Source organism: Methanoculleus sp. 10 (assembly GCF_913757945.1).
GTDB lineage: Archaea > Halobacteriota > Methanomicrobia > Methanomicrobiales > Methanoculleaceae > Methanoculleus.
Genome location: NZ_CAJYDP010000004.1, coordinates 64301 through 78294 on the forward strand (window position 1 = coordinate 64301; position 13994 = coordinate 78294).

At 68.3% G+C, this 13994-nt stretch carries 14 protein-coding genes; 8 read left to right on the forward strand and 6 right to left on the reverse strand.

The window, feature by feature from the left end; translation table 11 throughout:
- Positions 1–171: 171 nt before the first annotated feature.
- From QZ408_RS05575 to QZ408_RS05585, 3 genes are all read left to right on the forward strand, one after another.
- A complete protein-coding gene (locus QZ408_RS05575) occupies positions 172–1605 on the forward strand; it encodes a hypothetical protein (RefSeq protein WP_292490231.1) in 1434 nt (477 codons plus the stop codon).
- Positions 1580–2581 (forward strand): SdrD B-like domain-containing protein, encoded by a 1002-nt coding sequence (locus tag QZ408_RS05580; protein ID WP_292490232.1) that lies wholly within the window; start codon positions 1580–1582, stop codon positions 2579–2581. The genes QZ408_RS05575 and QZ408_RS05580 overlap by 26 nt, the downstream gene beginning before the upstream one ends.
- A gap of 227 nt (positions 2582–2808) precedes the next feature.
- On the forward strand, positions 2809–3285 hold the full coding sequence (locus QZ408_RS05585; RefSeq protein ID WP_292490233.1) for an SdrD B-like domain-containing protein: 477 nt from the start codon (positions 2809–2811) through the stop codon (positions 3283–3285).
- Positions 3286–3309: 24 nt separating this feature from the next.
- Here QZ408_RS05585 and QZ408_RS05590 read toward each other — a convergent pair whose 3' ends face one another.
- Complete coding sequence (locus QZ408_RS05590; RefSeq protein ID WP_292490234.1) at positions 3310–3543, reverse strand: hypothetical protein; 234 nt, start codon at positions 3541–3543, stop codon at positions 3310–3312.
- 87 nt (positions 3544–3630) lie between these two features.
- Between QZ408_RS05590 and QZ408_RS05595 the strand changes: the two genes are divergently transcribed.
- Positions 3631–5277 carry an ATP-dependent DNA ligase gene (locus tag QZ408_RS05595; protein ID WP_292490235.1) on the forward strand — a complete coding sequence of 549 codons (1647 nt, stop codon included), beginning with the start codon at positions 3631–3633 and terminating at the stop codon, positions 5275–5277.
- On the opposite strand, the gene QZ408_RS05600 is transcribed toward QZ408_RS05595, so the two are convergent.
- The 3 genes from QZ408_RS05600 to QZ408_RS05610 are packed head-to-tail and all read right to left on the reverse strand — an operon-like array spanning position 5274 to position 8164.
- Positions 5274–6416 (reverse strand): hypothetical protein, encoded by a 1143-nt coding sequence (locus QZ408_RS05600; protein WP_292490236.1) that lies wholly within the window; start codon positions 6414–6416, stop codon positions 5274–5276. The two genes, QZ408_RS05595 and QZ408_RS05600, sit on opposite strands and share 4 nt — an antisense overlap.
- A 3-nt stretch (positions 6417–6419) precedes the next feature.
- Positions 6420–7439: a DUF2117 domain-containing protein gene (locus QZ408_RS05605; RefSeq protein ID WP_292490237.1), complete on the reverse strand. Its 1020-nt coding sequence runs from the start codon at positions 7437–7439 to the stop codon at positions 6420–6422.
- A 32-nt stretch (positions 7440–7471) separates the two neighbouring features.
- Positions 7472–8164, reverse strand: coding sequence for a TIGR00266 family protein (locus tag QZ408_RS05610; protein WP_292490238.1), 693 nt, complete (start codon positions 8162–8164; stop codon positions 7472–7474).
- 216 nt (positions 8165–8380) lie between these two features.
- Between QZ408_RS05610 and QZ408_RS05615 the strand changes: the two genes are divergently transcribed.
- Complete coding sequence (locus tag QZ408_RS05615) at positions 8381–8653, forward strand: HNH endonuclease (protein WP_292490239.1); 273 nt, start codon at positions 8381–8383, stop codon at positions 8651–8653.
- A 23-nt stretch (positions 8654–8676) separates the two neighbouring features.
- Complete coding sequence (locus QZ408_RS05620) at positions 8677–8958, forward strand: hypothetical protein (protein WP_292490240.1); 282 nt, start codon at positions 8677–8679, stop codon at positions 8956–8958.
- Positions 8959–8961: 3 nt separating this feature from the next.
- On the opposite strand, the gene QZ408_RS05625 is transcribed toward QZ408_RS05620, so the two are convergent.
- Positions 8962–10767 carry a YgiQ family radical SAM protein gene (locus QZ408_RS05625; protein ID WP_292490241.1) on the reverse strand — a complete coding sequence of 602 codons (1806 nt, stop codon included), beginning with the start codon at positions 10765–10767 and terminating at the stop codon, positions 8962–8964.
- On the reverse strand, positions 10764–11213 hold the full coding sequence (locus tag QZ408_RS05630) for a DUF296 domain-containing protein (protein WP_292490242.1): 450 nt from the start codon (positions 11211–11213) through the stop codon (positions 10764–10766). Before QZ408_RS05630 ends, QZ408_RS05625 begins: the two co-directional genes overlap by 4 nt.
- Before the next feature lie 771 nt (positions 11214–11984).
- Between QZ408_RS05630 and QZ408_RS05635 the strand changes: the two genes are divergently transcribed.
- Complete coding sequence (locus QZ408_RS05635; RefSeq protein ID WP_292490243.1) at positions 11985–13100, forward strand: acyltransferase; 1116 nt, start codon at positions 11985–11987, stop codon at positions 13098–13100.
- A 170-nt stretch (positions 13101–13270) separates the two neighbouring features.
- On the forward strand, positions 13271–13954 hold the full coding sequence (locus QZ408_RS05640) for a DUF4013 domain-containing protein (RefSeq protein ID WP_292490244.1): 684 nt from the start codon (positions 13271–13273) through the stop codon (positions 13952–13954).
- Positions 13955–13994 lie beyond the last annotated feature (40 nt).

The following is a 13994-nucleotide window of genomic DNA, read 5'->3' on the forward strand; positions in this document are numbered from 1 at the left end:
CAGACAATTGACGTGCAGACCCCATGGTGCTGCGGGAGGCTCAACCATCCCCGGCGGACCCGCGTTTCACGGCGGCCTGCCATGAACCCCGGGAGGCGGGAGGGACCGGCACAGCCTCCGGCACGGACTGCAGCACGTTTGCCGGGGTGGATACAGGGAGAGGAAACAGACATGCAACGCAGCACCTGGATCGGGATCATGCTCCTGTCGGCACTCGCGCTCGTCGCTGCCGCGGGCGCAGGAACGGAAGAGCAGACGGTTATCTGGAACCGGACTTACGGGGGGCCGGATGCCGATGACGCGGCATACGCGGTCGTCCCCGGCCCCGGGGGAGACGGGTTCTTCCTTGCCGGGGTGACGGCATCGTCCGGGGAGGGAGAGACGGATGCCTGGGTGATCAGGCTGACGGCAGAGGGCTCTCTGGAGTGGAACCGGACCTACGGCGGGAAGGAGGCCGATACCGCGCGTTCGGTCGTCCGGACCGATGACGGCGGCCTCCTCTTCGCCGGCAACCTCACCTACGTCACGAACGGGACGCAGGCAGACACCGACGCCTGGCTCGTGAAGATCGACCCGTCGGGCGCCGAGGTCTGGAACCGGACCTACGGCGGCCCGGACGTCAACGCCTCGGCAAACGGGGTGATCCTGACCGGCGACGGCGGTTACCTCTTCGTCGGCTCCACTGCGGCCCGGGGAGGGAACGAGTCGGACGCCTGGGCGGTCCGGGTGAACGAGACGGGCGGCGAGGTCTGGAGACGGGTCCTCGGCGGGGCCGGGAATGATACAGCGAACGCCGTCACCCGGCTTTCCGGCGGAGATTTCGTCATCGCCGGCAGCACGGAGTCGTCGGGGGCGGGGATGGCCGACGTCTGGGTGATCCGGCTCAACGAGTCGGGCGGCGAGGTCTGGAACAGGACGTTCGGGAGCCCCGATGACGACACCGGCCGGGCGGTGATCACGACCCCGGACGGCAACCTGCTCGTCGCCGGCACGTTCACGGAGCGGCCCGACAACGCGACGGTCGACACCGATGCGCTCCTGATCAAACTCTCGCCCGCCGGGGATATCATCTGGAACTGGGTCTACGGTGACCTCGGCGTGAACGAGTCGGCCGCGGCCGTCATCGGGACGGCAGACGGCGGCTACCTCTTCGCCGGGGAGACGGGGTACTCCGGCGTCGACGACACCGACGCCTGGCTTGTTAAGACCAACGCCAGCGGTGCGGTGGTGTGGAGCAGGACCTTCGGCGGCAGCAACCCCGGCGACCGGGCGTTGTCGGTCCTGCAGATCGCAGAGGACGGGTACCTCTTCGCCGGGGCCTTCAACGCCACAGGGAAGGGAGGGACGGCGAACACGGACGCCTGGGCGGTGAGGCTCGGGCCTGCCCCGGCGCCGACACCGACGCCGACGCCCACGGTGACGCCCATCAAGCCCCCGAAGGCGCCGGCCGTGCACCAGAAACCGCCGGTGGTGGTCGGCCGGCGCCGACGAAGACGGCGGCCCCGGCCCCGACCCAGGCCCCGCCGCCCGCCCCACCCTGACCAAGAAACCTACAGAGAAACCCACAGAGAAACCTACTGTGAAACCCACGGAGAAACCCATTGAGAAACCAACCCGCACCGCGAAACCGACGGAGAAACCGGACGACGATCATGACGGGTGGGACGACGACAACGGGGATGACGACCATAACGGGTGGGACGACGACAACGGCGATGGGAACGCGCTGTCGGGCACGGTCTGGTACGACCTCAACGCGGACGGCAGCCGCACCTCCGGCGAACCGGGCATCCCGGGCATCAGCGTGCGGCTGATCGGCAAGCGGACCATGGCTGACGCTGCGGTCACCGGTTCCGACGGGTCGTACCGGTTTCCGGCCATCCCCGCCGGCGGCTACACCGGCGTCGAGTTCCTCCTGCCGGACGGCTACGCCTGCACCCTCCCCGGCCGGGGCAACGACGCCCGCCCGGTGACGGCAGACACGGCGTTCGCGGAGGCTCCGGGGGACCGGCAGGTTCTGGACGCGGGCCTCGTCGGGAATTACCGGGCCGCGACCCCGGCTACGGCCTACGGATGGGTCCTCGGGACGGTCTGGAGCGACGACGACCAGAACGGCGTCAGGGATGAGACCTACGGCATGACCGGCGTCGAGGTCCGCCTCCTCGATGCCGGCGACGGTGTGGCGGCGTCGGCCCGCACGGGCTACCATGACCGCTACACCTCCCTGTACCTCTTCGGCCCCCTCATGCCCGGGGAGTACTCGCTCGCGTTCAGCCCGCCGGACGGCTACACGTTCACGACCGTCGGCGGGGACAGCCATGCCGACCCGCTGACCGGTATAACGCCCCTCTTTGCCGTCGGCGGGGGCGAGACGGTCGTCCGGGATGCAGGGCTGCTCCCTGCCCCGGCCCGGGTGTCGCCTGCTGGCGGGACCGGCAGCCCCGGGAACATGACGGCGACCGTGACGTCGGACCCGGAGAACGGGACCGCCGGCGACGACGGGCGCGCGCCGCCGGCAGAAGATCCCCCTTCTCCGGGAGGGGTAAACCGGACAATCCCCGGTTTCCGGTCGGCTGACTGACATCCGGGCTCCTGAACCGGCCGATCGGGGGTACCGCCCGCCCTGTCACATTTAACAACGTTCATATATGATAACGGCTACTATGGGCCGAACCCCCGGGCCGACAGCGGACCGGAAAAATCCCGGTCTTTCCTGCCCTCTGCAGGATCTCCGGGCGGAGACCGCGGCCTTCCCCGGGGGTTACACGCCCGGGTGCCCGTGCGGCGTCCGGGACACGAGGTGAACCGATGAAAGCAGTCAGCGTTCTTGCAGCCATCATAACAGCAGTATTCGTCTTCGGTCAGATTGCAGGCGCGGCGGGCTACGCCCCGCCTGAGGCGGAGCGGGCCGCCGGCACGATAGGAGGGACCATCTTTCTCGACGCCGACAACGACGGCGTCCAGGGGCCCGGCGAACAGGGCATGAGCGGCATTGCCGTCCACCTCCGCGACGCCGCGGGCGGGCAGGTAGCGACGACGGAAACCTTCTCCCACGCCTGCGAAGGCCTCTACATCTTCAGCGGCATCCCGCCGGGGAACTACACCGTCGAGGTCGTCCGGCCGGAGGGGTATGCCTTCACCGTCGCCGGCCGCGGCGCACCCGGTGCGACGGCAAGCACCGTCGACCCGGTGAACGGGACGGTCAACATCACCCTGACCCGGGAGCTCATCGGGTCGGCGGATCTCGTCGTCAGGGACGCCGGGCTCGTCGCGGCCACTGCCTGACGGCGGCGGTCCCGTCCCACATCCTTATTGATGCTCCCCGACATGCTGCCGGAGCATCGTCCCGGGCCTGTAGCGGTCGGCGATATCGAGCGCCGTCGCCCGCAGGGCCGCGTGCTCGGCGACGCAGGCCTCCGGCGGAGCCGCTTTCCTGAGGATCTGCGATGTGTTCTCGGTGATCTGGATAAGTTCGGTCGCGATCAGGGCGTTGAGCCAGATGAGGTCGGAGAGCATCTCCTTGAGTTCGTCGTCCTGGTGCATGGATGAGGGTTGGCGGTGCTTCCCCATCAAACCGTCCAAAAGAGAAGGGTTGATTCTCCCCGCCGGGAAATACTTCAGGAGATGGGTATGCAGTTTCTGGAGTTCGCCCGCATCTGCGAGCGCCTGGAAGGGATCCCGGGGCGCCTGGATATGATCGAGGAGGTTGCCGCCGTCCTGCCCCGGCTCGGCGACGACGAACTCCCCGTCTTCGTCCGGTTCGTCATGGGCAGGGTCTTTCCCGACTGGAGCACCAAAAAACTCGGCGTGGGCCCAAACCTCCTCTACGACGCGGTGGCCTACGTCGTCGGGACGAAGCGGGAGACCGTCCGCGAGGCGATCAACGCCATCGGCGACGCCGGCCGTGCCGTCGAGGACCTCCTCGCTAGAAAAGAGCAGACGTCGTTCTTCGTGCAGGAACTCGACCTCGTCGACGTCTACCGCGAGTTCGGGCGGATGGCGGCGGCAGGAGGGCAGCGGTCGCAGCGGGAGAAGCTCCGGGTCGCGCAGGGCCTCTTCGGGAACGCCCGCCCCCTTGAAGGGCGGTATCTCACACGGCTGATGCTTGAAGAACTCCGGATAGGGATGGGCGAGGGGAACGTCCGCGACGCCGTCGCGCGGGCGTTCGACATCGACGTCCGCCTGGTCGAGCATGCCCACCAGGCGATGAACGACCTTGGCGAGGTCGCCCTCCTTGCCCGGCGGGACCCCGGAGCCCTCGCCCGCGTGACGATCGAGCCGTTCCGGCCGGTGAAGATGATGCTCGCCCAGGCGGGGACCATCGCCGGGCAGCTCACCGACCACGGCGAGGTCGCGGTCGAGTACAAGTACGACGGGAGCAGGTTCCAGTTCCACAAGCAGGGCGACGTCTGCCGGATCTACTCCCGCCGGCTCGAGGAGGTCACGGAGAGCCTCCCCGACATCGCGCGCCAACTCCAGGAGGCGACCGATCATGACGTGATCCTGGACGGGGAGGCGGTCGCCGTCCGGGACGGGAGGCCCATGCCGTTCCAGTACGTCATCCGGCGGTTCCGGCGCAAGCACGAGGTGGATGCGATGATGGAGAAGATCGAGCTCGTCCCCCGGGTCTTTGACATCCTCTACCTGGACGGCGAGACCCTGATGGACCGGCCGCTCGGCGAGCGGCGCACGATCCTCGAGGAGGTGCTCGGGGCGCACGTCGCAGAGCAGTTCCGGGTCGGCGACGCCGCCGCGGCGGAGGCGATCTACGCCGATGCCCTCGCTCTCGGCCACGAGGGCGTGATGGTGAAGGTCCTTGATTCGCCCTACACCCCCGGCGTCCGGGGCCGCCTCTGGGTGAAGGTGAAACCCGGGGTCGAGACCCTCGACCTTGCGGTCGTCGGGGCCGAGTGGGGCGAAGGCCGGCGGGCGAAGATGTTCGGCTCGTTCCTGCTCGCGGTCCAGGACCAGGGCCGGCTCCTCCCCGTCGGGAAGGTGGCGACCGGGATCACCGACGAGACGCTCGCCGAGCTCTACACGCTCTTCAAAGACTCGGTGATCGCCCGTTCGGGAAAAGAAGTGACGCTTGAGCCGGCGGTGGTCTTCGAGGTGGGCTACTCCGAGATCCAGACGAGCCCGAACTACGAGAGCGGCTACGCGCTCCGGTTCCCGCGGTTCGTCCGGGTGCGCGAGGACAAGAGCGTCGACGAGGTCGAGACCCTCGACACCCTCGCCGAACGCTACGGCGGGCAGAAGAACGGACAGGGTTCCCTCTAAAAGTCAAAGAGCGTCTTCTGCGTCGCAAGCTCCGGTATGAGCCTGCTGTGGGGCCGCCAGTGGGTGAACCCGATGAGCCGGGAGGCAAGACCAACCGCCTCGTCGAGGGTGGCGCACGGGGTCCGGCTGCCCCGCATGGCGTTTCGCGCCGCCTCCCGGACGACCCAGGTGCCGAGCGGCGCCCAGTACTCGCCGGTGACGTTTCTGAGGACGAGCACCCGTGCCGAGCGCTGCACGCTCTCCAGGTACTCCGCGACCGCGAGGCGGGCCGAGTAGTAGGCCCCCGCGAGCGGCGAGTAGCCCGACTTCGTCGCACCTTCGCCGTCGCGGGCGATCGTCTCGCTCCCGCCGCCCCAGAGCGACTGCTTTCCCCAGACCTCGATCATCTCAAACTTCCAGTCCCCGGGGACGAGGAGGCAGACGATATGGTTCCCGTAGAGCGCGGCCGAGAAGACCTCGATCCCGGAAAGCGGCGGATACCGCGCGATCCTCTTCTTGAGCCGGGTCGAGACCGTGTCGTCGACCGCCGTGATCGCCCACCGCGTGGGGACGACGCGCCGCTTCTTCCCGAGGAGGCCGGCGGTGAGGAGCTGGGTGATCCGGTAGACGTCGGTCCCCGACGTGTGGAGGATCTCGCAGGCATCGGTCGCACCAAGATCGGTGTCGGAGGTCGCCCGGTCGACCGCCCGGTCCACCCGGGCGTTCCCGAGGACGTCCATCTCCCGGATGGCGCCGGTGAGCCCGACGGGGGCGATCGTCCCGTCGAACCGGAGGTCGAAGGAGACGGGTTTTACGAACCGCACCTCCACATCGAGGGGCTTGCTTGAGAGCGCGATCTCCTGGATGCTCCCGGTAAGCCCTTTCGCCTCCCCGGCGCCGCGGATCGTCCGGGCCCGGATCCCGACGATATCGTCGATCAGGAGGCCCTGCCGGACCCAGTCCGGCGGGTGGTCGGCATCGTCGATCATCAGCGGTCCCCCGGCGACCTTCGGGTAGCCGTAACTCCCCACGAAGACCGACGGCGCGGCCCCCTCGTAGTGGTCGGCCGGCCGGACCGGGAGCCGGGCGTAGAACCTGCTCATGATCGGACAGCGCTCAAGCCCGCAGAACCCTCTCCCCTTACACTCGGCGCACTGCATCTTTCACTCCTCGCGGCGGTCGACGACGACCCGCACCCTCCCCGCGAGGGCGCAAAGCGTCTCCTCCACCCACTCCTCCCAGGAGGCGGCCCACAGGTCCCTCGTCGCGATGACCTCCCGGCCGACCTCGTCGTCGCGGCCGTGCGTGACCTCGACCACGACCGACCCCGGGGCGTACCCGGGCTCGACGATGGCGTCGGCGTCGCCGTCGACCACGCCGAAGACGGGGATGCCGGCATGGGAGCAGATGTGGCCGCAGACGGCGGTGGTGTCGTCGCCGACGGCGAGGACGCCGCAGACCTCCTCCCCGAGCTCGCGGTAGAGGGTGTGGCCGCAGTGGTCGACGACCGCAATCCTGCCCCCGCGGGAGGCGCGGTCGCCCTGCCGGGGCGGGACGGTCCGGACCGGCCCGCTCTTGCACCAGGCGGTGCCGATCTCCGGGAGGCCCGCCCGGAGGAGTTTCTCAAACCCGTGAGGTTTCGGCTCAAGCCCGGAGACGGCCCGGAAGGTCCCGCCCTCGCAAGCGAGGACGACCGTCTCCGCCGTCGCGGTCCCGACGACGATCCCGTTCACGAAGACCGCCTCCCCCGGTATGCAGCCGCGGATCTCCCGCACGCCTTCCGGCCGGGAGCGGTTACTCTCGCCGTGAACGAGAGCATACCCGGTCCGTGCCGCGATCTCCTCCGCGAGTCCCCCGTCGCCACAATCCCAGCAGTAGACGGTGCCGCTCGACGTCTCGACGTGGACGAGCCCGCGGAGGCGGCCGGCGACGATCTCGCCGAATATCCGGCCGGACTCCGGGGTCTTCCCCCGGTTGACCAGGCACGAGGGCCCGGATTGGGCCGCGAGGACCGTGCTCGGCCGCTCGTCCGTGCAGGTCACCGGAAGCCCCGACTCCTCGGCGGCGGTCCGGGCCATCACCCCCGCGACGAGCACCCGCCGGGGGGCGAGGAGAGCGATCAGCCGCCCGGCGTCCCCGGCGTCGAAGGCCTCGGGGCCGTGCACAACCATGACGAGGTTCATCCCGTACTCCTGGGGCGGCGCGGACTATCAGGTTACCGTCCCGACGAGTTGCTCTGGACGGGGAGGTAGGGCATCAGGGCGCTTGCGAGTTTTGCGACGTCCATCGACTGGAGGACGACCTTGCCCGGCCCGGTCAGCGTGGTCAGGAAGAGCCCTTCCCCGCCGAAGAGGACAGTCTTCACGCCGCCGGCGAGCGCGATGCTGTAGTCGACGGTGCTCTCGAACCCGACGACGAGGCCCGTCTCCACCCGGACCACCTCGCCGGGCGCAAGGGTCATCTCCATGATGTCACCGCAGCAGTGGAGGAACGCCGTCCCCCGGCCGGAGAGGCGCTGGAGGATGAACCCCTCGCCGCCGAAGGCGCCCGACCGGAGGCGTTTCGTGAACGCGATATCAAGGTCGACGCTCTCTTCGGAGCAGAGGAAGGCGTCTTTCTGGGCGATGAACTCGCCTCCTGCAAGATCAAGCGCAAAGATCTTCCCCGGGACGTTCCCGGCAAACGAGACGAACCCTCCGGCGCCCTGCGGGGTGAACGCGGTCATGAAGAGGCCTTCGCCGGTCACCATCCGTTTGAGGCCCTTGAAGAGCCCGCCCTTCATGTTAGTCGTCATCTGCATGTTCCCGCTCATGTTGACCATGGCGCCTGCCTCGGCGCAGACGCTCTCGCCGGGGGCGAGGCGGAGGGTCACCATCTGGAGGTTATCCCCGGTGATCTCATACTGCATGCTGATGCATTTTTTGTCACGGGAGAAGAGGTTTTCCCTTTATTCTGTGGGAAAATCTTGTTTTTGCGCCCTCTTCCTCATCCCGGGGCCGGACTGCGGGGCGCACCGCCCCCCCTCCCGGATCGCCGGCACCGCCGTCTCCCGGGACCGCGCAGTCCGGCTATCCGCCGCCTGCCGCCCCCAACGTTTATCACCCGGGATGTATACTCACTCCGCGTGACGACCGAACAGAGAAGAGAGGCGGCGGTGCCTGCCGGGGGAGCGCACCTCACGGACGAGGCCCGGTCTGCCGTCCTCGAGCGGCAGTGCCACCGGTGCGCCGGGTGCAACGCCCCGCTCACCGCCGGTTCCACGCATTTCGACCTCCGGCCGCCGGCGATCTGCGGCGGGGCCCGCACGCCCGGGAACCTTGAGGCCCTCTGCCCCTTCTGCCACCAGAACTTCATGCGCCGGGTCCGGGTGCAGCTTGCCGGCCATAGGAATAAGTAGTACCCGGGGTCATACCGGCGACCATGACCTGCAGACGGCGCGGTGCAGCACAGAGAGACGAGTGGCGATCGACGGCGATGAGGGCGGCAGACGACCTCGCGGAGAGGTTCGCGCTGCCCGCTCCGCCCCTTCCCCGGGGCTGGCGTTCCGGCACGATGCGGATGCTCGACGCCGCCTTCACCCCGGGGACGGCACCCAACGTCGCGGCCTCCCTTGCGGTGACGATGCTCGTGATCCCCTGCATCCCGAACCGGGTTCTCGCGGCCGCCGCCGGGTTCGCCGCGGGTTCGATCCTCGGGGGGTGAGCCTCAGAGCCTCCGCTTCCTTCCCCTCGCCGGGACGAGGCACTTCCACGCGCTCCCGATCAGGTCCTCCCTCCCGGCCGCGTGGAGCCCTTCACGGACGAGAGCGTAGTTCGCCGGGTCCCGGTAGTGCATGAGCGCCCGCTGGATCCGTTTCTCCCGGCCTTTCGGGATGTAGACCTCCTCGAGGGTGAAGGGGTCGAGCCCGGTGTGGTAGATGGTCGTCGATATGCTCATCGGCGTCGGTGTGAAATCCTGGACCTGTTCGGTGTAAAGGCCGGTGTCCCGGACGTACTCCGCGAGTTCGACCATATCCTCCATCCGGCAGCCCGGGTGGCCGGACATGAGGTAGGGGACGAGGTACTGCCGTTTCCGTTTCCCCTGCTGGAGGGCCTCGAACCGTTCCCGGAAGGCGTCGAAGACCGCGCGGGGAGGTTTTCCCATGCAGGCCGTGACCCGCGCCGAGACGTGCTCGGGAGCGACCTTGAGGTGCCCGGAGACGTGGTCGGCAGAGATGCGGGAGAGGTACTCTTCGTCCCCCAGGCCGATCAGGTCGTAGCGGATGCCTGAGGCGATGAAGACCCGTTTCACCCCGGGGATCTCCGAAAGACGCCGGAGCAGGCGGAGTTGCTCGGTGTGGCTCCGGTCAAGCGCGGGGCAGTCGATGCAGCGGCGGTCCGGGCAGGTGCCGGCGGTCTCCCACCGGCCGCAGTGGATGGCGTACATGTTCGCTGTCGGCCCGCCGACGTCCTGGACGACGCCCGTAAACTCCGGCATCTTCGCCATCCGCTCCACCTCGCGGACGATCGAGTCGATGCTCCGGCTCTGGATGATCCTTCCCTGGTGGTGGGTGAGGGCGCAGAACGAGCAGGCCCCAAAACACCCCCGGTGGCTGACGACCGAGAACCGGACCGGTTCGAGGGCCGGGATGGGCTCGGTGTAGGAGGGGTGGGCCCTCCGCGCGTAGGGAAGTTCGTAGACCCGGTCGAGTTCGTCGCCCGATAGCGGCATCGCCGGCGGGTTCTGGATGACGACGGTCTTTGGGTGCGGCTGCGCCACCCTGCGGCCCCGGAGGGGGTCCTGCTCGTTGTAGTGGAGGGCGAACGCCCGTGCGTAGGCGTAGCGGTCCTCCTTCACCTCCGCGTAGCCGGGGAGGACGACGTATCCGGCCTGGTCCATGCTCCGCCAGGTCTTCAGGTCGACCCGGCAGGCGGTGCCGGGGATATTGGTGAGCGAGCCCGCGCTCTCGCCGGCGGCGAGGCGGTCCGCGATCGCGACCACCTGGCGCTCGCCCATGCCGAAGACGAGGAGGTCGGCGGGGGCGTCCGCGAGGATGGACTGCCGGACCGAGTCCGACCAGTAGTCGTAGTGGGCGAACCGCCGGAGGCTCGCCTCGATTCCGCCGATGACGACGGGCGTCTTCGGGAAGAGGGCGTGGACCCGGTCGGTGTAGACGAGGGTCGCCCGGTCGGGCCGGAGGAGCCTGCCGCCGGGCGAGTAGACGTCCGAACTCCGGCGCTTCAGGTTCGGCGTGAAGGCGTTCACCAGTGAATCGACGTTCCCGGCCGAGACCGAGAAGAAGAGGCGGGGTTCGCCCAGGCGCCGGAAGTCGGCGTCGCTGTGCCAGTCGGGCTGGGCGATGACGCCGACCGAGTAGCCGGCGTCCCGGAGGACCCGGCCGATGATCGCTGTCCCGAAGGAGGGGTGGTCGACGTAGGCGTCGCCGGAGATGAGGATGACGTCGAACCGGTCGATGCCGAGCCGATCCGCCTCCTCCACCGTCATGGGGAGGAACTCCGGCTGCCCGTTCATGGGAGTATCCGGTCAAAGACCGGCAGGTCGACGCCGGTCTTCTCGTCCGGGAGCCTTCGCGCGGAGATCCCGACGAACTCCGTGACGATCGCCTCGACGACGATGTAGACCTCCGCCTTCTCGCGGAGGCATCCGGCGAGCGACCGTATTCCCCTCCCTGCCGCGGTGTGGATGTGGAGGGACGGCCCGTCCTCCCCGGGATGGATCGTCGCGAACCCGAGGAGTTCCCAGCCCCCGAAGATCTCCTCGCGCCGCGGCACCGGCGGCACGACCGGCTCTTTTGGCCCCGTCACCAGCGTCGCGGTCCGGACGGCGCCGAGGAAGTGGACCATCCCGCTCTGGATGTTCATCGCCGCTACAAACCGCCGGATCTCCCTGATGAGATCCTCCCCGTCGTCGACCCTGACCGTAAAGACCCGGCCGACCTGCCCTTCCGAGTACTGCATGGACTCACTCTCAGGTAGGTGGTGCGGCATGATATTATCTCTGCGGGGTGGAGGGGCGGCATGAGCCGGAAGACCCCGTACATAAGCAGGAGGTAGTGCATCGATCCCAAACAAACAGACCATATCTGGCCTTCATCCCATCCCACCCATAGCGCACCCCTCCGTCCCCCCACCCTGCCCGGGGCGGGGACAGTCAGGCTAATATCCCGGAGGAAGGCCGTATCCGGTTCTTGTCCGGGATCTCACCGTGCAGTGGACCGTGGTGGCTATCGCCACGGGGGGTGGGGACCGGGTGAGGGGGAAAAAACCGTGCCCGGGCAAAATGTCACCCAAAAGTTCCTCTCCAGCACCCCCACCCGCCCGCGCTTCACGCTCCTCCCCGCCCCCGCCCGCAGGAAGGGGCAGTGCTCGCGATAGCCGGTGGGAAGCCGTATCCGGTTCTCCTCCCGCCTCTCCCCATGGAGTGGACCGTGAGGATATCACCATGGGGGGGGACCGGGGGGGGTTTCCCCCTCCCCGCAGGTGGATACCCGTACGTTCCTCCTCAAAGCCCCCGCCCTCCGGGAACAGGGATAGTACATGGCGATACCCGAAAAAAACCGTGCGAAACACGATCGATGATCTCCTCCGTTGAGAGTGCCGGTGATTGAGAATCGTTGCGGTAGTTCACAGTGCCCCGGCCCGCCACTCTCCCGCAGGAGGGGGCGTCCCGGTGGACGAGGGGTTCATAAGCACCGGCCTCGCACTATTCTCGCGCGAGGTGTGGTCGCGGTGGTCTGGTTTTTGGAGGTCGAGTACCTGCGGGGGTTTGCGGCCCTCGCCGTGATCGCGGTCCACGTCTCCATGAACTTCACCCGGATCCCGGGGGCGGGGCTGCCTGCCCTCCTCGGGATCTTCGTCTACATCGCCGCCCACTTCGCGGTGCCGGTCTTCGTCTTCATATCGGGCTGGGTGCTCGCGGCCCGGTACCAGGAAGGCTACCGGGTCCCGGCCTACTACCGGCGCCGGGCCCGGACGATCCTCCCCCCGTACCTCTTCTTCTCCGCCCTCTACCTCCCGTTCGTCGTGGAGGGGGCGATGGAGTTTGCCGGCGTGCCCGCTCCCGGGGTGGTGGGGAGCGCTCTCCTCATGGGGACCGCCGCCTACCACCTCTGGTTCTTCGTCGTGATCATCCAGCTCTACCTCCTCTACCCCCTGATCGCCGGGGGCTACGACCGCTTCGACCGGGCCGGGGCGGCGCTCTTCCTCATCCTCGCCCTCCTCTTCGTCCAGATCCTCTGGAACATGGGCGCCCATGCCACCGGGGCGTTTGCGGGCGCGGGGTGGTACGCGGTGCTGATCCGCCTCTTTCCGTCGCACCTCTTCTACTTCGTGCTCGGGATCCACGTCGCCCGGCATACGGACCGGTTCCGCTCGACGCTCCGGTCGCTCTCCCCGGCATGGGTCGTCGCCGCGGCGGGTGCGGGGGCCCTGCTCACCGGGGGGATGTGGGCCGCGACCATGTACCTCTCGGGCGGGTTTGCCGGCGCAACGCTCGGCGTCTTCTGCGTCTACCGGCTCATCGAGCCGTTCTACTACGTCCCGGTCATCGCCGCGCTCGTCCTCGCGGCCTGGCTGCTGGAGGATGCCGGCGGCCGCCTCGCGGAGGGGTTTCGGTCGTTTGGGGCGCACTCGTTCGGGATCTACCTCATCCACCCGCTCGTCATCGCGGCCGGCGCGGCGGCCTGGACCTTCCTTACGGGGTTGACGTGGGCGGACGTGGCGACCTACCCGGTGCTCTTCGTGGTGGCGGCGGCGGTGAGTTACGGGGTGGTGCGGGCGGCGGCGGGGGTCCCGTATGCCGGGTACCTGTTCGGGGAGTCGCGGGTGCGGCGGGGGCCGGGGTAAAACCCGGGTCCGGCGGGGTCCGCAACGGAGCGCCCAGGAAGGCTCTCGGGCGGGACCGAAGCGTTCAAGACGCTCGTCAGCCGATATACCTGCTATGACGGCTCACCGGGCTCGCGGCCCGGTACGGGACGAGCTTCATAAGACCGGGGGTCCGGGGTGGCACAACGTCCGTGAACTACGAGAGAGTACTCGAAGACTCGTTTGATTATACAAAGAACGTCCTCTGGGGGAGATGGCTCCGGTGGCTCCAGCTCATGGCCTGCATCGTCGTATTCCCGCTCATGTACGGCTACTTCGTCCGCATCATGCAGGGGGACGCGCCGGCGCCGGACCCTGGCGGCTGGGGCAGGCTCTTTCTCGACGGCCTGAAGCTGCTGGCTGTATACCTCGTCTACGTCGGGTTCATGCTCCTTGTCCCGGCGGCCCTGATGGGAGGGGCCGGCATCGCGGCGAACGGCTTTGTGACCGCGGGCGTCGCTCTTGTCTCGTTCGTCCTCTTCATCCTCATCTGGCTCGTGGTGCAGATGGCTGCGGTGCGGTTTGCGAAGGCCGGGTCGTTACGGGAAGCGTTCAACATCCCTGCCGTCCTCGGCCAGATCCACGGGATCGGCTGGGGGCCGTATATCCTCTCCCAGGTGATCCTCCAGATCGTCCTCGGGTTCTTCGTGATGTTCCTGGCCTTCTCCGTCGTCACCGTCGCGAGCCTTGCCGGGCTCGTCGCGGGCATTATGGGGTTTTTACTGCTGCCCATCCTCCTGCTCGCGGCATCCCCGCCAATCTACATCTTCCAGTACCGCTACAACACCCTCGTCTACGAGAGTGGGGGGGCGGGCTCCGGCATGAGTCATCCGTGAGCGATCCTCGCTGATCGGGACCGCCCTTGCCGTAGAATAT

Excerpts from the sequence above, each read along its gene's own strand:
- QZ408_RS05575 (WP_292490231.1), top strand. The coding sequence starts at position 172 with ATGCAACGCAGCACCTGGATCGGGATCATGCTCCTGTCGGCACTCGCG.
- QZ408_RS05585 (WP_292490233.1), top strand. The coding sequence starts at position 2,809 with ATGAAAGCAGTCAGCGTTCTTGCAGCCATCATAACAGCAGTATTCGTC.
- QZ408_RS05590 (WP_292490234.1), bottom strand. The coding sequence starts at position 3,543 with ATGCACCAGGACGACGAACTCAAGGAGATGCTCTCCGACCTCATCTGG.
- QZ408_RS05595 (WP_292490235.1), top strand. The coding sequence starts at position 3,631 with ATGCAGTTTCTGGAGTTCGCCCGCATCTGCGAGCGCCTGGAAGGGATC.
- QZ408_RS05600 (WP_292490236.1), bottom strand. The coding sequence starts at position 6,416 with ATGCAGTGCGCCGAGTGTAAGGGGAGAGGGTTCTGCGGGCTTGAGCGC.
- QZ408_RS05605 (WP_292490237.1), bottom strand. The coding sequence starts at position 7,439 with ATGAACCTCGTCATGGTTGTGCACGGCCCCGAGGCCTTCGACGCCGGG.
- QZ408_RS05610 (WP_292490238.1), bottom strand. The coding sequence starts at position 8,164 with ATGCAGTATGAGATCACCGGGGATAACCTCCAGATGGTGACCCTCCGC.
- QZ408_RS05620 (WP_292490240.1), top strand. The coding sequence starts at position 8,677 with ATGACCTGCAGACGGCGCGGTGCAGCACAGAGAGACGAGTGGCGATCG.
- QZ408_RS05625 (WP_292490241.1), bottom strand. The coding sequence starts at position 10,767 with ATGAACGGGCAGCCGGAGTTCCTCCCCATGACGGTGGAGGAGGCGGAT.
- QZ408_RS05630 (WP_292490242.1), bottom strand. The coding sequence starts at position 11,213 with ATGCAGTACTCGGAAGGGCAGGTCGGCCGGGTCTTTACGGTCAGGGTC.